18 protein-coding genes are annotated in these 18329 nt (G+C 51.9%); 9 read left to right on the top strand and 9 right to left on the bottom strand.

From position 1 onward, the window contains the following. From hybO to yghX, 4 genes are all read right to left on the bottom strand, one after another. Entirely contained in the window at positions 1 to 1119 is a 1119-nt protein-coding gene (gene hybO / locus SK34_RS07960) for a hydrogenase 2 small subunit (protein ID WP_003024486.1), read from the bottom strand. A gap of 188 nt (positions 1120 to 1307) precedes the next feature. Then, positions 1308 to 1595, bottom strand: a complete 288-nt coding sequence (locus SK34_RS07965) for a DUF2623 family protein (RefSeq protein ID WP_003838189.1) — start codon at positions 1593 to 1595, stop codon at positions 1308 to 1310. Between the two features lie 84 nt (positions 1596 to 1679). Next, entirely contained in the window at positions 1680 to 3320 is a 1641-nt protein-coding gene (locus tag SK34_RS07970) for a methyl-accepting chemotaxis protein (protein WP_044713738.1), read from the bottom strand. A gap of 215 nt (positions 3321 to 3535) precedes the next feature. Beyond that, on the bottom strand, positions 3536 to 4423 hold the full coding sequence (gene yghX, locus SK34_RS07975) for a YghX family hydrolase (RefSeq protein ID WP_003838186.1): 888 nt from the start codon (positions 4421 to 4423) through the stop codon (positions 3536 to 3538). A 155-nt stretch (positions 4424 to 4578) separates the two neighbouring features. Here yghX and SK34_RS07980 point away from each other — a divergent pair, with 155 nt between their 5' ends. After that, positions 4579 to 5619: an aldo/keto reductase gene (locus SK34_RS07980; RefSeq protein ID WP_003024497.1), complete on the top strand. Its 1041-nt coding sequence runs from the start codon at positions 4579 to 4581 to the stop codon at positions 5617 to 5619. A gap of 70 nt (positions 5620 to 5689) precedes the next feature. Here SK34_RS07980 and SK34_RS07985 read toward each other — a convergent pair whose 3' ends face one another. Beyond that, the gene (locus tag SK34_RS07985) at positions 5690 to 6193 is read right to left on the bottom strand and encodes an ESA_00282 family adhesion-associated protein (protein ID WP_044713736.1); all 504 of its coding nucleotides are present in this window, start codon (positions 6191 to 6193) and stop codon (positions 5690 to 5692) included. Positions 6194 to 6297: 104 nt separating this feature from the next. Here SK34_RS07985 and SK34_RS07990 point away from each other — a divergent pair, with 104 nt between their 5' ends. Then, complete coding sequence (locus SK34_RS07990) at positions 6298 to 6702, top strand: hypothetical protein (RefSeq protein WP_003838181.1); 405 nt, start codon at positions 6298 to 6300, stop codon at positions 6700 to 6702. 1 nt (position 6703) lies between these two features. After that, a complete protein-coding gene (locus tag SK34_RS07995; protein ID WP_003024504.1) occupies positions 6704 to 7111 on the top strand; it encodes a hypothetical protein in 408 nt (135 codons plus the stop codon). Positions 7112 to 7188: 77 nt separating this feature from the next. On the opposite strand, the gene exbD is transcribed toward SK34_RS07995, so the two are convergent. Then, on the bottom strand, positions 7189 to 7614 hold the full coding sequence (exbD, locus tag SK34_RS08000; protein ID WP_003024505.1) for a TonB system transport protein ExbD: 426 nt from the start codon (positions 7612 to 7614) through the stop codon (positions 7189 to 7191). Between the two features lie 6 nt (positions 7615 to 7620). Next, on the bottom strand, positions 7621 to 8355 hold the full coding sequence (gene exbB / locus SK34_RS08005; protein WP_003024507.1) for a tol-pal system-associated acyl-CoA thioesterase: 735 nt from the start codon (positions 8353 to 8355) through the stop codon (positions 7621 to 7623). A gap of 250 nt (positions 8356 to 8605) precedes the next feature. Here exbB and metC point away from each other — a divergent pair, with 250 nt between their 5' ends. Both metC and yghB read left to right on the top strand, forming a co-directional pair. Next, positions 8606 to 9793, top strand: a complete 1188-nt coding sequence (gene metC, locus SK34_RS08010; protein WP_003024509.1) for a cystathionine beta-lyase — start codon at positions 8606 to 8608, stop codon at positions 9791 to 9793. Between the two features lie 131 nt (positions 9794 to 9924). Continuing rightward, on the top strand, positions 9925 to 10584 hold the full coding sequence (gene yghB / locus SK34_RS08015; RefSeq protein ID WP_003024510.1) for a DedA family general envelope maintenance protein YghB: 660 nt from the start codon (positions 9925 to 9927) through the stop codon (positions 10582 to 10584). 73 nt (positions 10585 to 10657) lie between these two features. On the opposite strand, the gene SK34_RS08020 is transcribed toward yghB, so the two are convergent. Further along, positions 10658 to 11557: an AraC family transcriptional regulator gene (locus SK34_RS08020; protein ID WP_003024513.1), complete on the bottom strand. Its 900-nt coding sequence runs from the start codon at positions 11555 to 11557 to the stop codon at positions 10658 to 10660. Positions 11558 to 11751: 194 nt separating this feature from the next. Here SK34_RS08020 and yqhD point away from each other — a divergent pair, with 194 nt between their 5' ends. The 4 genes from yqhD to SK34_RS08040 all read left to right on the top strand — a co-directional run bounded on the left by yqhD (position 11752) and on the right by SK34_RS08040 (position 15990). After that, complete coding sequence (gene yqhD, locus SK34_RS08025) at positions 11752 to 12915, top strand: alcohol dehydrogenase (protein WP_003838168.1); 1164 nt, start codon at positions 11752 to 11754, stop codon at positions 12913 to 12915. 104 nt (positions 12916 to 13019) lie between these two features. After that, a complete protein-coding gene (gene dkgA, locus SK34_RS08030) occupies positions 13020 to 13847 on the top strand; it encodes a 2,5-didehydrogluconate reductase DkgA (RefSeq protein ID WP_044713733.1) in 828 nt (275 codons plus the stop codon). A gap of 188 nt (positions 13848 to 14035) precedes the next feature. Continuing rightward, complete coding sequence (locus tag SK34_RS08035; protein ID WP_003024523.1) at positions 14036 to 15490, top strand: DASS family sodium-coupled anion symporter; 1455 nt, start codon at positions 14036 to 14038, stop codon at positions 15488 to 15490. A 44-nt stretch (positions 15491 to 15534) separates the two neighbouring features. Beyond that, positions 15535 to 15990: an HIT family protein gene (locus SK34_RS08040; protein ID WP_003024529.1), complete on the top strand. Its 456-nt coding sequence runs from the start codon at positions 15535 to 15537 to the stop codon at positions 15988 to 15990. Positions 15991 to 16093: 103 nt separating this feature from the next. Here the strand turns inward: SK34_RS08040 and SK34_RS08045 are convergent, their stop codons facing one another. Next, positions 16094 to 18265, bottom strand: coding sequence for a YgiQ family radical SAM protein (locus SK34_RS08045; RefSeq protein ID WP_003024532.1), 2172 nt, complete (start codon positions 18263 to 18265; stop codon positions 16094 to 16096). Positions 18266 to 18329 lie beyond the last annotated feature (64 nt).

Here is an 18329-nt window from a genome sequence, read left to right on the forward strand (position 1 = left end):
TTATTCTCCCCGTGAGTCAGCGTTATCTTTCTTTTGCTGACGCCCCAGTTCACGTACCGCCATCACGCTGACGCCGGCAACCAGTCCTACTACGCCACCCAGCAGTCCAATCGCTCCGGCAGATACATTACCGCCTTCTTTCATATTGACGTCAGGCTTCTCGGAACGCGGCGTTTGGTTTTCCACATGAGCAAGCTGGTGAATACCTTTATGGAAACCGACGCCTTCTTCGTTGCAGCCGTAGCAAGGGTGACCAATAGCCACCGGCCACACGCCGCCAACGTCGCAGAATTGCAGCGTGGAACAGTTGCCGTAGGTTTCTGGCCCTTTACAGCCCAGATGGTAGAGGCACCAACCTTCACGGTGGCCTTCATCGCCAAACTCTTTCGCAAAACGACCAGCATCGAAGTGCGGGCGACGTTCGCAGTGCTCGTGAATCAAACGGCCATAGGCGAATGTCGGACGGTTTTTGGTATCCAGCTTCGGCGGCTTACCGTAAGTGATGATATGGGCGACCGTTGCGAGGAAGTTATGCGGGTTCGGCGGACAGCCGGGGATGTTGATGATGGTTTTGCCTGGCAGAACTTCTTGCAGGCCGACGGCCCCCGTTGGGTTAACGCCAGCGGCAGCAACACCACCCCACGCGGCGCAAGAGCCGATGGCAATGATAGCGGCTGCGCCCTCTGCGGCCCGGCGGATGTGATCCACGATCGGCTCACCGGCAACCATGCAGTAAATACCATTATCTTTCAGTGGGATAGATCCATCTACTACCAGAACATATTGCCCTTTGTACTTCTCCAGAGCGTTATGTTTGTTCTCTTCAACCTGATGGCCGAAGGCGGCAGAGAGCACCTCATGGTATTCCAGAGAGATTGTCTCCAGAACGAGGTTTTCCACTGTAGGGTGTGTCGCGCGAAGCAGCGATTCAGTACAACCCGTACACTCCTGGGCACCAATCCAGATAACCGGTGGGCGCTGAGGACGAGAAACTGATTCGGCCATTTCTGCGGCGGCTTTGCTACTGAGCCCCATGGTAGCGGCCAGTGCTGCACAAAGCTTCATGAAATCACGGCGATTAATGCCGCTCGAATTGATGAGAGAGTTATCTCCAGTCATTTTATAGTTATTCCGTTGCGAAGACCTGGCTTTTATTTTGCACCATTCGCATGTTGCATATTGCGATCGGCGCGCCATTACCACACTTTTTATATGGTTATGTGCATTATAATACTTCGACGGAGCAACAAAACGAAGGCGTAGGTCAATAGTGTAATTAATTAAAGCAAGATAATACCCCTTTCGGATCAAGCTTCGAGTCGATAGCCAGCCATGAAAAAACGAATTGTTGTACTGGATTGATTCTCTCTAAAGAAATCCATAACCATCTCTTTATCCAGTCCATAGCGACGCGTGAGGATGCCCGCTTCCCACGCGCTAAGCTGTCGATCGCCCGTTTTTTCAAACATGCGATGTGAAAATCCCAACACAAAACCACGCTTATAATCCGCACAAAAATTCGCCACTGAGCGTGCGCTGTCCGCACTTGAGGCGTTTAATCCGGCCATCAGGCCTTTTCCAAAATGGTTGTCCATGCATAATCTCCAATCGCTATATAATAAATTATATAGCGATTTTTTGAGCAAAGACCAGAGGTATCACGAACTTTTTATGCCAGCTTAAAAGGACACCCATTCATCCGTTTTAGCTGCCGCAGACGTTTTGTTGTCTGCTGAAGGGGAAGCAGTATTAGCAGCGGCGTATTGCACATCATTCGCTGAGAGGCGGAACTGTTGCACCGAGCGTTGCAGTTCCTCTGTTTGTCTTTCCAACGCCACGGCAGCGGCGGAGACTTGCTCTACCAATGCAGCGTTCTGTTGCGTTACGCTGTCCATCTGCGTGATCGCCACGCTCACCTGCGAGATGCCCTTATTCTGTTCTTCCGAGGCTGAGGCAATTTGCTTCATGATGACCGTCACTTCGGTGGCACCGCGCAGAATTGCCTCCATGGTTAATCCCGTTTCTTTAACCAGACGAGCCCCCTGGTCGACACGACGCGATGACTCGCCAATTAGCGTCTCAATCTCTTTCGCCGCTCCGGCGCTGCGACTGGCAAGGTTGCGTACTTCACCGGCAACGACGGCAAAACCGCGCCCCTGCTCGCCTGCCCTGGCAGCTTCAACTGCGGCGTTCAGCGCCAGAATATTGGTCTGGAAAGCAATACTATTAATAACTGACGTGATTTCCGCGATCTGTTTAGAGCTGGCGGCAATACCATCCATCGTCTCAACCACTTCTGAAACCAGCGTGCTCCCTTTACCTGCCGTTTCTGTGGCCGTATCGGCAAGCTGGCTGGCTTCACGCGCATTTTCAGCGTTCAGTTTTACCGTTGCGGTCAGTTGCTCCATGCTGGCAGCGGTCTCTTCCAGCGCCGCGGCCTGCTCTTCAGTACGTGAGGAGAGATCGTTATTACCGGTGGAAATTTCCGTCGCCCCTCGCCAGATGTTGTCACTACCTGAACGGATGGTACTGACGGCTTCGCGCAGGCTGTCCTGCATCGCGCACAGTAACGGCACCAGTTGACCCACACAGTTACGACCAAAATCTTCAATGGGATGGCTGAGATCGCCCTGCGCAATCTGCTGGAACTGCTGACGGATGCGTCCCAGAGGTTTCACCATCATGGCGACGAGGTAACGGTCGGTAAAGAACAGTAGGGCAATACCGAGGATAACAGCAGTAATAATTAACGTTCGGATGATAGACGTTTTGCCATCGACCATCACGCGGGTGGTATCAAGCCGCTCTCCTGCCGTGGCGTTAAAACGCTCGGCACTGGCGCCAAATTCACGGCTCAACGCTGGCGTAACGGTACTGGCATGTTCCGCAAAGGCCGTGAGCGTGCCCTGCTTTGCCAACTGCATTTGCGGGATCACGCCATTGTCCAGCAGCGCCTGCCACTTCGTCAGTACCGCCGCGGCAACTTCCGGATCCATGGGGCCTGGAGACAATGTTTTCATCTCCTGGAGTTTTTTACTCATATTCTCCAGGGACTGCTGCGCCGGCGCAAAATCAGGCGTTCCGCCGCTCATTTTGACATCCATGGCGCGACTTAAGCGCGTTACGAAGCGAAAGTACTGATCGTTACCCTGACTGAGAACCGTCATCTGATGGACAAGATGGCGGTCAATATCATTGCCTTCAGATATTTTTGATAACGAATGAAGACTGAATAAACCCACGCCCGACCAGAGCAGGCAGAAAAGTCCCAGTATTGCCAACATGACAATACGAATAGTGAAGTTTTTCAGCAAACGCATAATAATTTCCTTGCCGTTGATGAGGAATTCGCCATCAGGCGATACTTATCCTTGTTATCGGCAGGCAGTAGAGAAGATATAATGCGTTCTTTATTTTTTTACTTTCTTAAGTACATCCACTATCTCTCCACCCTATATCAATATGAATGCTAATGAAATTAGGTAGCATTATTATTCAGGTAATTAATTAAAAGCATTAAATAATCTATTGTTTTCTATCGCAAATATTTATCAAACCACGCAAGGGTACGTTCCCAGGCTAATTCAGCGGTAGCTTTATCATAACGAGGGGTAGAATCATTGTGAAAGCCATGATTAACACCGGGGTAGATATATGCTTCATAGACTTTCTTATTCGCCTTTAGCGCCGCTTCATATGCAGGCCATCCCTCATTAATTCGGGTATCTAATTGCGCATAGTGCAGTAATAAAGGCGCGCTTATTTTAGGGACATCTGATGCAGGAACCTGACGCCCATAAAAAGGCACCGCGCAGGCCAGTTCAGGGAAAGCCACAGCTGCGGCATTCGACACACCACCACCATAGCAAAATCCGGTGATACCTACCTTTCCCGTCGTCCCTGAATAATGCTGCATAAATTCAATGGCGGCAAAAAAGTCGTTCATTAACTTTACGGGGTCAACCTGCTGCTGCAATTCCCGACCTTTATCATCATTGCCTGGGTATCCCCCTACCGAACTTAACCCATCAGGCGCGAGTGCCATAAAGCCCGCCTTCGCCACCCGTCGCGCCACATCTTCAATATACGGATTCAGCCCACGATTCTCATGCACTACCACCACCGCCGGAACTTTCCGCGTCACCTTCGTTGGTTTAACCAAATACCCCCGCACATCACCATGTCCTTCAGGCGAGGGATAGGTAATATATTCCGCCAGAATATCGGGATCGGTAAATTCTACCTGCGTTGCGAGAGCGTAGTTGGGTTTCAATAAATTGAATAAGGCCAATGCCGTCATGCCACCCACTGCATATTTCGCTGCCATATTGAGAAACTCGCGTTTCGTTATTTTGCCATGAGCGTAATAGTCATAGTAATCGAGCAGTTCTTGCGGAAAATCTTTGGCAGTCAAACGCGGCATCGTCGCACTCCTGATTGATGTTTTTTTAAGCAAAGCACAGTGACCTGTTTTTGCCCAGTTTTTCATCTCAGTGTGACCTGGTGAACGGGATATTCACCGTGAACCCGCTAGAATAGAAACGTTGTTTCGAAATTCACCTGCACTAAGGAGATCTCATGGCCTGGTTTGCCAATCCTGAACGTTACGAACAGATGCTCTATCGCTACTGTGGGCGCAGCGGTTTGCGCTTACCCGCTCTATCGCTGGGTTTATGGCACAGTTTTGGGCACGTTCAGGCGCTGGATTCACAGCGAGCCCTGTTGCGTAAAGCATTTGATTTAGGCATCACGCATTTTGATTTAGCCAATAACTATGGGCCGCCACCAGGCAGCGCAGAAGAGAATTTTGGCCGATTACTGCGCGAGGATTTTGCACACTATCGCGATGAACTGATTATCTCCACCAAGGCAGGCTATGACATGTGGCCAGGGCCATACGGTTCTGGCGGTTCGCGCAAATACCTGCTCGCCAGCCTCGATCAGAGCCTGAAACGCATGGGCCTCGACTATGTCGATATCTTCTACTCGCACCGCGTCGACGAAAATACGCCAATGGAAGAGACCGCCTCAGCCCTGGCCCACGCCGTACAGAGCGGCAAAGCGCTGTATGTCGGCATCTCATCCTATTCGCCAGAGCGTACGCAGAAAATGGCCGAGCTGATGCGGGAATGGAAAATTCCCCTGCTGATCCACCAACCGTCTTACAACCTGCTTAACCGCTGGGTAGACAGCAGCGGCCTGCTGGATACGCTGGAATCCAATGGCATGGGCTGCATCGCCTTTACGCCACTGGCTCAGGGACTGCTGACGGGGAAATACCTTAACGGCATTCCGGAAGGTTCACGCATGCAGCGTGAAGGGAAAAAAGTTCGTGGGCTGACGGAAAATATGCTGACGGAAGAAAATCTTAACAGCCTGCGGTTGCTCAATGAGATGGCGCAACAGCGTGGACAGTCGATGGCACAAATGGCCTTAAGCTGGCTGCTAAAAGACAACCGGGTGACTTCGGTATTAATTGGCGCCAGTCGACCGGAGCAACTGGAGGAAAACGTTCAGGCGTTGGCGAACCTGACGTTCAGCACCGAAGAACTGGCGCAGATCGATAAGCACGTCGCGGACGGTAAGCTGAACCTGTGGCAGGCCTCATCTGACAAATAGCCGTATATAACATCGTGCCGGGTGACAGCGTTAGCCTCCCCGGCACGTAATACGGGCCAAACAGTCCCCTTCACACCTCTTCCGCTTTGATCTCCGGGCGTTGATACTCCGGCCACACCAGCGCGACAAGCGCGGGATAAGCCTCCAGACTGAACTCCCTGAAACACTGACGCAGGTTGAGCACGTCCAGGTCGGCATGCGGGACCTTCTCACCGCTCAAACAGCGCTTTTTAATATTGTCGTAATATTTATACACCGCAGAGTTGAGATCGCTACAACGCCGCTGCGCATCAAATAATCCAGGTGTCTCATTCAACTCCACCATTGTCATCCGCTTGATCGTGGAGTGGATAAAATCGATATATTCGTGATTAACGCGCCAATACCAGACCGGCGTAATCGAATTCATCAATACCGAGAAATGGTCCTCGCCTTCTTCTTTACTCAGCATTTCCGGCTGGTTTTCAGAGTGCCCATTTTCGGTATGTCGGTTTTTATTTGCACTGCGCATTAACAAAAGTACCCCGCAGGTCAGCAATAGCAGGGTAATAACAGAATAAAATATACTGTTCATATACTGGCTCCATTTTTTTTGATTTTAAAATTACGCCATGCTATTGTCAACGTGGCCTGGTTTATTTAAAACAACATATCATTGGCATCAAAGGATATTTCAACATGCTTCCCGAGCATCTTGTTCCCTCGCACTTTCACTTATCCAGCCCCGCTACCAATACCAATCCCGTAGATAATAGTGAAAATTTGACTCAGGGAAAGAGAACATTAAGCGATTACGAATCCGATATTTTGATTAGCTCAACGGCTACCGGTCAGTCACGAAATATGCTATTTGAAGAGTGCGACCGTCATTTAAAAGAGCGTCTGTTTCGTGCAGCAAAAATTGAGTCATTCTCTCGCCTGCTCAATTCACTACAAGCAGAAGGCGATATTAACGCACAAGAATTAAGTAAAATTTTGACTCAAAAAACAGCCATCATAAATGAACAGGGCAACAAAATTTGGCTTAATTTAATTACGCGTGAAACCAGCGACCCTATTTTTTATTCTCTGGAAAAGAAATAAAATGAAAGATGTTGAGGATAACAATGTTTATTTGGCTTTAGATAACCATAAAAGCGATGAGTTTGTCTTAAAGCAAAATTTAGCCGTGTTGATTGCCAATAAAAACGCGACGCTGGAAAGCGTTGCTCAGGAGATAGTCTCTATTCCCGCTGCACTGGTGCGGATGAAATGGCAAAATCGGCGTGAAATTTACACGCTACAGGCTAAAGAAGAGATCTACGGTGCCGCGATCGAAGCCATTATGGAGCAGCAACCAGAACTGCGGGACAAAATCATGGCCCGACTGGAAAGCACCTACCAGCATATACTCGCGCGGGAAACAGCCACCTTACGCCTGACACGAAAGCTGTCTGAAGGGAACTACGAACCCACCAGGACAACCACGGTCGCGTTAGACGAGAACAGATAAGAACAGGTATGCGAGGGAGTTGAATCAGGAGAGGCACGCCGGGTAAGGCGACAACCATTACCCGGCAATGAGGAGGATTACTTCGCTTTCACAGTCTCTTCGCCAACCAGACCAATCTTCAGGAAGCCCGCCTGATGCAGCGTATCCATAACCTTCATCATGGTTTCATAATCAACGGTTTTATCTGCCCGGAAGAAAATGGTGGTGTCTTTCTTCCCATCTGTCAGTGCATTTAACTCGCTAATCATGGTGTCATCCGTCACCTGATTGTTGCCAATAAACATACTTTTATCGGCTTTAACAGACAGGTAAACCGGTTTTTCCGGACGCGGCTGCGGCGTGCTGGTGGAGGCAGGAAGATTCACTTTCACATCCACCGTTGCTAACGGTGCGGCCACCATAAAAATGATCAATAAAACCAACATAACGTCGATAAACGGCGTCACGTTGATTTCATGCATTTCACCGTTATCGTCCAGGTTTTCATTAAAGCTCATTGCCATGGAACATTATCCTACACGTAATTTCTGCGCTGCACGTACCGGATGCGCGGATGCGCTTGCGTTCAGGTCCAGATCGCGACTTTGCAGTAACAGCACCTGTGCCGCGACGTCACCCAGCATCGCTTTATAGCTGCCAATCTGACGTGCGAAAATGTTGTAGATAACAACCGCTGGAATTGCTGCGACCAGACCAATTGCGGTCGCTAACAGCGCTTCTGCGATACCCGGCGCAACAACGGCCAGGTTTGTCGTTTGAGTTTGTGCAATCCCGATGAAGCTATTCATGATGCCCCATACGGTACCGAACAGACCGACGAATGGAGAGATAGCCCCGATGGTGGCCAGGTACCCGTTACCACGCCCCATATGACGACCTACTGCCGCGACGCGACGCTCCAGACGGAAGCCGGTACGCTCTTTAATGCCTTCGTTATCGTCACTGCCTTCTGACAGTTCCAGCTCGTTTTGCGCTTCGTTAATCAACTGTGCGCCCAGGCTTTTGCCATCGAATCCTGCGGCAATCTCACTTGCCTGATCTAAAGAGCGGGCTTCCGCCAGCAGTTGCTGTTCACGCTTAAGGCGGCGTTTCTGAGTAAAGAACTCAAGGCTCTTACTAAAGAAGATAGCCCAAGTGACCACTGACGCCAAAATCAGCCCAATCATCACGCACTTAACCACGATATCGGCGTGCTGATACATACCCCAGACGGAAAGATCCGTCTGCATCAAATTATTACCCACTCTGTATCTCCAGGACGCAAATCACAAAATCTGAGCGTAATGATATCAAAACGACGTCGAATTGATAGTCGTTCTCATTACTATTTACATATTGCCGCACCTTTGGTTTCTTTTCCTTGCGCTTACGCAGCAAAAAAGTCACCAGAAGCATTTTGAGATTATTTTCTACTGTATAACCGTTCTGCAGGATGCGTCATCTTTGATTCATGGTAGTTTAGACATCCAGACGTATAAAAACAGGTAAGACAACATGGCAGATAAGCAACTTGAAACCAAGCTCGTTCACGCAGGACGCAGTAAAAAATACACGCTGGGCTCGGTAAATAGCGTGATCCAGCGCGCTTCTTCGCTGGTGTTTGACACCGTGGAGGCCAAAAAGCAGGCCACACACAACCGTGCCAACGGTGCGCTTTTCTATGGACGTCGCGGAACCCTGACGCATTTCTCTCTGCAGGAAGCGATGTGCGAACTGGAAGGCGGCGCGGGTTGCGCCTTGTTCCCTTGCGGTGCGGCTGCCGTTGCCAACACCATCCTCGCTTTTGTGGAGCAAGGCGATCATGTGCTGATGACCAATACCGCCTATGAACCCAGTCAGGATTTCTGCACCAAAATTCTCGGCAAGCTCGGCGTGTCCACCGGCTGGTTCGATCCGCTGATTGGCGCCGATATTGTGAAGCACATGCAGCCGAACACCAAAGTCGTATTTCTGGAGTCGCCCGGCTCTGTCACCATGGAAGTGCATGATGTTCCGGCTATTGTTGCCGCCGTCAGAAGCGTAGCACCTGACGCAATCATCATGATTGATAACACCTGGGCTGCCGGGGTGCTGTTCAAAGCGCTGGATTTTGGTATCGATATTTCTATTCAGGCAGGCACCAAATATCTGATTGGCCATTCCGACGGCATGGTCGGCACGGCGGTCTCTAACGCCCGCTGCTGGGATCAACTTCGCGAAAATGCGTATCTGATGGGGCAAATGCTGGACGCCGATACCGCCTATATGACCAGCCGTGGGCTGCGTACGCTGAGTGTACGCCTGCGTCAGCACCATGAAAGCAGCTTAAAGGTCGCCGAGTGGCTGGCCAGCCATCCGCAGGTCGCCCGCGTGAACCACCCGGCACTGCCCGGCAGTAAAGGGCATGAATTCTGGAAGCGTGATTTCACCGGCAGCAGCGGCCTGTTCTCCTTTGTATTGAATAAGAAACTCAATAATGAGGAGCTGGCCGCGTATCTGGATCACTTCAGCCTGTTCAGCATGGCCTACTCCTGGGGCGGTTTTGAGTCGCTGATTCTCGCCAACCAGCCGGAACACATTGCGGCAATCCGTCCGCAAGGCGAGGTGGACTTCAGCGGAACGCTCATCCGTTTGCATATCGGTTTAGAGAATGTTGACGATCTGATTGCCGATTTGGCCGCAGGATTTGCCCGAATCGAGTAAAATTGCCATAGATGGACATATATGCAGACACTTCTGGTGGAAAAGTCTGCAATTGTTGCGTCCGGGATCAAGGCATCCCGGACAATTCAGGAGTACAATCCACACATAAACGCTGTTCCACAGGAAAGTCCATGGTAGTCATTCAAGATATTGTCTCCGCGCTCTGGCAACACGATTTTGCCGCACTGGCGGATCCACACGTTGTGAGCGTGGTGTACTTCGTCATGTTCGCCACACTGTTTTTAGAAAATGGCCTGCTGCCCGCCTCCTTTTTACCCGGAGACAGCCTGTTATTGCTGGCAGGGGCGCTGATCGCTCAGGACGTGATGAGTTTTTTACCTACCATAGCTATTCTGACTGCCGCCGCCAGTCTGGGTTGCTGGCTGAGCTACATTCAGGGACGCTGGCTGGGCAACACGCGCACGGTGAAAGGCTGGCTGGCGCAATTACCTGAAAAATACCATCAACGCGCTACCTGCATGTTTGACCAACACGGGTTGATGGCGCTGCTTGCCGGGCGTTTCCTGGCGTTCGTCCGTACCTTGCTGCCAACGATGGCGGGCATTTCAGGGCTTCCTAACCGTCGGTTCCAGTTTTTTAACTGGCTGAGCGGACTGCTGTGGGTCACCGTCGTTACCAGTTTCGGCTATGCGCTGAGTATGATCCCGTTCGTCAAACGTCATGAAGATCAGGTGATGACCTTTTTAATGATCCTGCCGATTGCTCTGTTAACCGCAGGTCTGTTGGGAACGCTGTTCGTGGTGATTAAAAAAAAATACTGTAGCGCCTGAGTATTAGCCGTATGCCGGAGTCACTCCGGCATTTCATTGATGGCGCACGGCTAGCTTTAAAGCCGACAAGAAATCAACTCCCCTGCATCATACGAATTCTTGCCGCATCTTCCCCCGGCGTTACGCCAAAGAAACGTTTGAACTCCCGACTGAATTGCGATGCGCTCTCATAGCCGACGCGCATTGCAGCCGCACTGGCCTTCATTCCATCGTGGATCATCATCATCCGTGCTTTATGCAGGCGATAGCTCTTCAGATATTGCAGCGGCGAGGTACTGGTCACCGCTTTAAAATTATGATGAAACGCCGATACGCTCATGTTCGCCTCTGCCGCCAGCTGTTCTACATTGAGGTTTTCGGTGTATTTGGTTTCAATCCGCTTGAGTACCCGGCTTATCAAACTGAAATGCGTCTGGCGACTTACCAGCGCAAGTAACGCGCCACCACGCGGCCCGGTCAGCACATGGTAGAGGATTTCGCGAATGATCTGTTTACCCAGAATACGCGCATCCAGCGGTCGCTCCATCACATCCAGCAGGCGCTCAGCAGCACAGAGAATTTCGTCTGAGAGCGTCGCGGAGTTAATCCCACTGGCAGCCATAGCGGGCTGGAACAGCTCGTCTTCCCCAATGTCCATCAACAGCTCCTGCAATTGCAGGATATCGACATTCAGGTAAATACCGGCCAGAGGAACCTCCGGCGTCGCATACGTTTCACATTCGAAGGGTAAAGGTACGGTTAGCAGCAGGTATTCGTTGGCGTCATAGCGAAATACGCGCTCATTAATGTAACCAATTTTATGTCCCGAAAAGAGAAATATGATGCCCGGCTGATACATGACTGGTGTACGCGCCGCCGGCTCCGTACCGTGTAGCAGGCGGACATCTGGCAGCAGTTCGTTAAGTTTATTTTCATTGTTTTTCAGATGCTTAATTTTATCTGTCAGCAGAAGGCAGATCTCATCACGGTTCATGGGGCACCATTTCATTATCGTTTTTCGACCCTGACATAATGCGCAGATTTATCCGTTTTCTCCAGCAGTCTGTAGAAATGGGCAAGACATCGGCAGAAATGAGCATTGAGAGCAGCGCGGCGGGCGACCACAATGTTCATCATCCGGCAGACACTCTCCTGCCCTCTTTTATTACCCACCAAAGGGAACGAGCAATGAACAACTTTAATCTCCATACCCCAACACGTATTTTGTTTGGTAAAGGCGCGATTGCTGAGCTGCGCGATCAAATTCCTCAGGACGCTCGCGTACTGGTTACTTACGGCGGCGGCAGCGTGAAAAAAACAGGTGTCCTGGCACAAGTTCAGGACGCGCTGAAAGGTCTGGACGTGCTGGAGTTTGGCGGTATCGAGCCAAACCCATCTTATGAAACGCTGATGAACGCGGTAAAAATCGTGCGTGATGAGAAAGTGACGTTTCTGCTGGCAGTAGGCGGCGGTTCCGTGCTGGACGGCACCAAATTCATCGCGGCTGCTGCACAGTACGCTGACGGCATCGATCCATGGCGCATTCTGGAAACCCACGGCAACGACGTAACAAGCGCCATCCCGATGGGCTCCGTATTAACCCTGCCCGCAACCGGCTCTGAATCTAACTCCGGCGCGGTAATTTCGCGTAAAACCACCGGCGATAAACTGGCCTTTATGACCCCGTTTGTGCAGCCAGTATTTGCCGTACTGGATCCGGTTTACACCTACACCCTGCCGCCACGTCAGGTTGCAAACGGCGTCGTGGATGCGTTCGTTCATACCGTTGAGCAGTATGTGACTTATCCGGTCGACGGGAAAATTCAGGATCGCTTTGCCGAAGGCATTCTGCTCACACTGGTAGAAGAAGGTCCGAAAGCCTTGCAGGAACCGGAAAACTACAACGTGCGTGCGAACGTCATGTGGGCGGCAACCCAGGCGCTGAACGGTCTGATTGGCGCAGGGGTACCGCAGGACTGGGCAACGCATATGCTGGGCCATGAACTGACTGCAATGCACGGTCTGGATCATGCTCAAACACTGGCCATCGTTCTGCCAGCGCTGTGGAATGAAAAACGTGATACCAAGCGTGCCAAACTGCTGCAATACGCAGAGCGTATCTGGAATATCACCGAAGGAAGCGATGACCAGCGCATCGACGCCGCCATTGCCGCAACCCGCGCTTTCTTCGAACAAATGGGCGTACCGACTCGCCTCTCTGACTACGGTCTGGACGGTAGCTCCATCCCGGCGCTGCTGGAAAAACTGCAAGCGCATGGCGGTACGAAACTGGGCGAACATCAGGACATTACGCTTGAGGTCAGCCGTCGGATTTACGAAGCTGCTCGCTAAGGTTTTTTAACCTCCGCCTTTCGTTTTTGGGTATTTATACCAGACTTAAGTCACACCTATGTCACCGGAGTATGTTCCGGTGACAGTAATTAAGGGGAGGAATTATGACCACTCCAACCATTATCAAACTACAGGATGGTAACGTCATGCCGCAACTGGGCCTGGGGGTCTGGAAGGCAAGCAACGAAGAAGTCATCACTGCCATTCATAAAGCGCTGGAAGTGGGGTATCGCTCAATTGATACCGCAGCAGCGTACAAAAACGAAGAAGGTGTCGGCAAAGCAATACGTGACGCAGGCGTGCCACGGGAAGAGTTATTCATTACCACCAAGCTGTGGAATGATGACCAGAAACGCCCCCGGGAAGCCTTGCTCGAAAGCATGGAGAAACTCCAGCTTGATTACCTCGATCTGTACCTGATGCACTGGCCAGTTCCGGCGATCGACCACTACGTTGAAGCGTGGGAAAACATGATCAACCTGCAAAAAGAAGGGCTGATTAAGAGCATCGGCGTGTGCAACTTTCAGATCAACCATCTCCAGCGGCTGATGGATGAAACCGGCGTACCTCCGGTGATTAATCAGATAGAACTTCACCCGCTCATGCAGCAGCGCCAGCTGCACGCCTGGAACGCCACACATAAAATCCAGACCGAATCCTGGAGCCCGCTGGCGCAGGGCGGCAAAGACGTCTTCGATCAAAAGATAATCCGTGACCTCGCAGAGAAATATGGCAAATCACCGGCGCAGATTGTCATCCGCTGGCATCTGGATAGCGGCCTGGTGGTGATTCCGAAATCGGTCACCCCTGCGCGTATCGCAGAAAACTTTAACGTCTGGGACTTCCGCCTGGATAAAGATGAATTAGGCGAAATCGCGAAACTCGATCAGGGCAAGCGTCTGGGGCCAGACCCGGACCAGTTCGGCGGTTAACCCCTTCCCTCCAGCCCGACACTCTCGTCGGGCCTTTACTGATTTGAAATATCAGGAAACAATTCACGCACATATATTGTTGTATTTCTTGCAGTCACTGGAGCAGCATTGCGCAACATAACCTGTTAATTATCATATAAATATATTTATTTGATGAATATATTCACCATATCCATAGGTGCGTAACCGTGACTGAGAAAAAAGGTAGCGGAGTCAAATGGCTCCCATTAATTCTTATAACATTCATTTCTGCCGGGCTGTGGCAACTTCCCCCTCCATCCGGGTTAAGTGCGCCAGCCTGGCATTCAGCAATTATCTTCGTTGCGACAATTGCTTCTATCGTGGCAAAAGTTTTACCCATCGGCGCGGTTGGCATTATTGGGATTACGGTTTTTGCACTCGCCTATGCGGCCGGGGATAAAACCGCCAGCGGCGCTATCACCACAGCGCTAAGCGAACTGAACAGTTCACTTATCTGGCTTATCGTCGTGGCTTTTATGATTGCCCGCGGTTTTATCAAAACTGGCCTCGGACGACGCATTGCGCTGCAGATGATCCGTCTGCTCGGCAAGCGCACGCTGGGACTCGCCTATGGTCTGGCTTTTGCCGATCTGATCCTCTCCCCGGCAATGCCGAGTAATACAGCACGCTGCGGCGGCGTCATCTATCCGATTGCCGACTCTCTGGCACGCAGTTTCCATTCGAACCCGGAAGATGAGTCCCGCAGTAAAATCGGTACCTTTCTTATCACCTGCATTGGCAACGTCAACGACGTCACCGCCGCGCTCTTTATGACCGGTTATACCGGCAACCTGTTGGCGGTGAAGTTGGCGGCCAATGCGGGCGTCACGCTGACCTGGGGCAGCTGGTTTATGGCGGCGCTGCTGCCATGCCTTGTGTCCTTACTGCTGGTTCCACTGCTGGTCTACTGGATCGTGCGCCCGGAAATAAAGCACACGCCGGATGCCCCGAACCTGGCGCGCAAAGAGCTGGCGGAAATGGGCAGTATGTCTCGCGGCGAATGGCTGATGCTGGTTACCGTCGGCGTACTGCTGGTGCTGTGGATTTTTGGCGATACGTTAGGCGTCGACGCCACTACAGCCTCGTTCGTGGGACTGTCCATTTTATTGCTAAGCGGCGTTCTGAGCTGGGAAGATGTGAAAAGCGAGAAAGGCGCATGGGACACGCTGATTTGGTTTGCCGCACTGCTGATGATGGCGAACCAGCTGAAAAAACTAGGTTTCACTACCTGGTTTGGCAATCTGATCGGCGATAGCCTGAGCAGTACTATGCACGGTACCAGTTGGGTGATCGTCCTGTTGCTGCTGAATGCCGCCTACTTCTATACCCACTACTTTTTTGCCAGCGGTAATGCACAGATTGCCGCGCTGTACGCCGTTTTCCTCGGCGTCGGACTGCATCTGAATATCCCCGCAGCCCCCACGGCGTTAATGCTGGCCTTCACCAGCAGTTTGTACTGCTCGCTCACCCAGTACACCCACGCTCGCGGTCCAATCCTGTTTGGTGCCGGGTACGTTCCAACGGGCGTCTGGTGGCGCACAGGATTTATCATTAGCTTGTTTAACCAGGCGGTGTTTATCACCGTAGGTCTGATGTGGTGGAAGGTGTTGGGTCTGTACTAAACTAACTGCGCCCTGACGAATCACCTTACCTGCGGAGAAAAGGAATGACCTGTATTTTCTGTCAAATTGTTGAAGGTAAAGCACCCTGCCATAAGGTCTGGGAAGACGAGCACCATCTGGCTTTTCTATCGATTTTCCCGAACACCGACGGTTTTACCGTGGTGATCCCGAAAAAGCATTACCCCAGCTATGCCTTCGATATGCCGCCGCAGGCGTTGGCTGACCTGATGATGGCAACCCAAAAAGTGGCTAAGAAACTGGATAAGGCTTTCCCGGATGTCAGTCGTACGGGGATGTTCTTCGAAGGTTTCGGCGTAGACCATGTGCACAGCAAATTAAGCCCCATGCACGGCACTGGCGATCTAACTCACTGGAAACCGATTGAGTCGCGGCAGACCAAATTTTTCGAGCAATATGAAGGGTATCTGTCATCACACGATCATGAACGGGCGGATGATGCAAAACTGGCCGCATTAGCGGCCAGAATTCGTGAGGCATAAATACTGAGCACTTCTGCCGGATGGCGGTGCAAGCACCTTATCCGGCCTACAAAACTGTGCTGCTCGTAGGCCTGATAAGCATTTCACCACCGGGCAAAGCAAATTAACGTCCCGCTACTTTCCCGCGTTTTTTGTTTGCGGCAGGGGTCTGGCGCTGGTGCGCCACCGGGGTGTGCTTGGTCAACGCCGGACGGGTATGACGGTTCTGGCGACGTGCTTCGCGCATCTCTTCCAGCGTAGGCGCCGGAACCAGACATTCACGACGACCGCCGATCAGATGCTTTTTACCCATGTCTTCCAGCGCCTGGCGGATTAACGGCCAGTTAGCTGGATCGTGGTAACGCAGCAGGGCTTTATGCAAACGGCGCTGCTTATCACCTTTCGGCACCACCACGTCTTCACTCTTATAACCAATTTTACCCAGCGGGTTTTTCCCGGTGTAATACATGGTTGTGGAGTTCGCCAGCGGCGATGGATAAAAGTTCTGTACCTGATCCAGACGGAAACGACGTTGTTTCAGCCACAGCGCCAGATTCACCATATCCTCGTCACGCGTACCCGGGTGCGCGGAGATGAAGTACGGGATCAGGTACTGTTCTTTACCCGCCTGTTTAGAGTAGGTATCGAACAACTCCTTAAAGCGATCGTAGCTGCCCATCCCCGGCTTCATCATCTTCGACAGCGGGCCTTCTTCAGTATGCTCTGGCGCAATCTTCAGATAGCCGCCAACGTGGTGGGTCGCCAGCTCTTTGATATAGCGCGGATCTTCAACCGCGATGTCATAGCGCACACCGGAAGCAATGAGGATCTTTTTAATGCCTTTCAAATCACGCGCCCGGCGATAAAGGTTAATCGTCGGTTCGTGGTTGGTGTCCATATGCGGACAGATATCCGGGTAGACGCATGACAGACGACGGCAGGTCTGCTCCGCACGCGGTGACTTACAGCGCAGCATATACATGTTCGCCGTTGGGCCGCCGAGGTCGGAAATCACGCCGGTAAAGCCCGGAACGGTGTCGCGAATGGCTTCGATTTCATTGATGATCGAGTCTTCAGAGCGGCTCTGGATGATGCGGCCTTCGTGCTCGGTGATCGAACAGAACGAACAGCCGCCAAAGCAGCCACGCATAATGTTGATCGAGAAACGGATCATCTCATAGGCCGGAATGCGGCTGTCGCCATACGCCGGGTGCGGCACGCGCTTGTACGGCAGCGCAAAGACGCTATCCATCTCTTCGGTAGACAGCGGAATAGCTGGCGGGTTGATCCAGATGTAGCGATCGCCGTGCTTTTGCATCAGCGCACGCGCGCATCCAGGGTTGGTTTCGTGGTGCAGGATACGCGACGCATGCGCATACAGCACTTTATCGCCCTTCACTTTTTCAAAGGACGGCAGCAGCACGTAGGTTTTTTCCCACGGTTTCGGACGCGGCGGCTGTACGGTTACCGCTTTCGCTTCCTGCTTTTTCGGGGCGACCGGTTTGTTGTCGGCACACGGCAGATCTTCGCCGTACGGATGCGGGATCGGATCAATCTTGCCCGGCGTGTCGAGACGCGTGGAATCCACCCCACTCCAGCCCGGCAGCGCTTCTTTAACCATAATCGCGGTGTTACGCACGTCGCGGATCTGATCGATGGTTTCGCCCATCGCCAGACGATGCGCCACTTCTACCAGCGGACGTTCGCCGTTGCCGAACATCAGCATGTCGGCTTTGGAATCCACCAGAACAGAGCGACGAACGGTATCAGACCAGTAGTCATAGTGCGCGGTACGGCGCAGGCTGGCCTCAATGCCGCCGAGAATAACTGGCACATCTTTCCATGCTTCTTTACAACGCTGGGTATAGACCAGCGTGGCGCGGTCCGGGCGTTTACCTGCTACGTTGTCTGGTGTGTAGGCATCGTCATGGCGCAGTCGGCGATCGGCGGTATAACGGTTGATCATCGAGTCCATGTTGCCTGCGGTCACACCAAAGAACAGGTTCGGTTTACCCAAACGCATAAAATCGTCTTTGTTGTTCCACTCCGGCTGGGCGATAATCCCTACACGAAAGCCCTGCGCTTCCAGCATACGGCCGCATATTGCCATGCCAAAGCTGGGATGATCGACGTATGCATCGCCGGTAACCAGAATGATGTCGCAGCTATCCCAGCCTAGTTGGTCCATTTCGTCGCGTGACATCGGCAAAAACGGTGCCGGGCCAAAACAGGCAGCCCAGTACTGCGGCCAGGAGAAAAGGTCTCTGTCCGGCTGGATCAGGGATATTGCGCTCATAATGCTTCCAAAAATGGTAAAAAAATAATCAAAGGCCGGGGATTATACGCTGTATGTCGACAAG

Source organism: Citrobacter sp. MGH104 (assembly GCF_001034485.1).
In the GTDB taxonomy this organism is placed as follows: Bacteria; Pseudomonadota; Gammaproteobacteria; order Enterobacterales; family Enterobacteriaceae; genus Citrobacter; species Citrobacter freundii.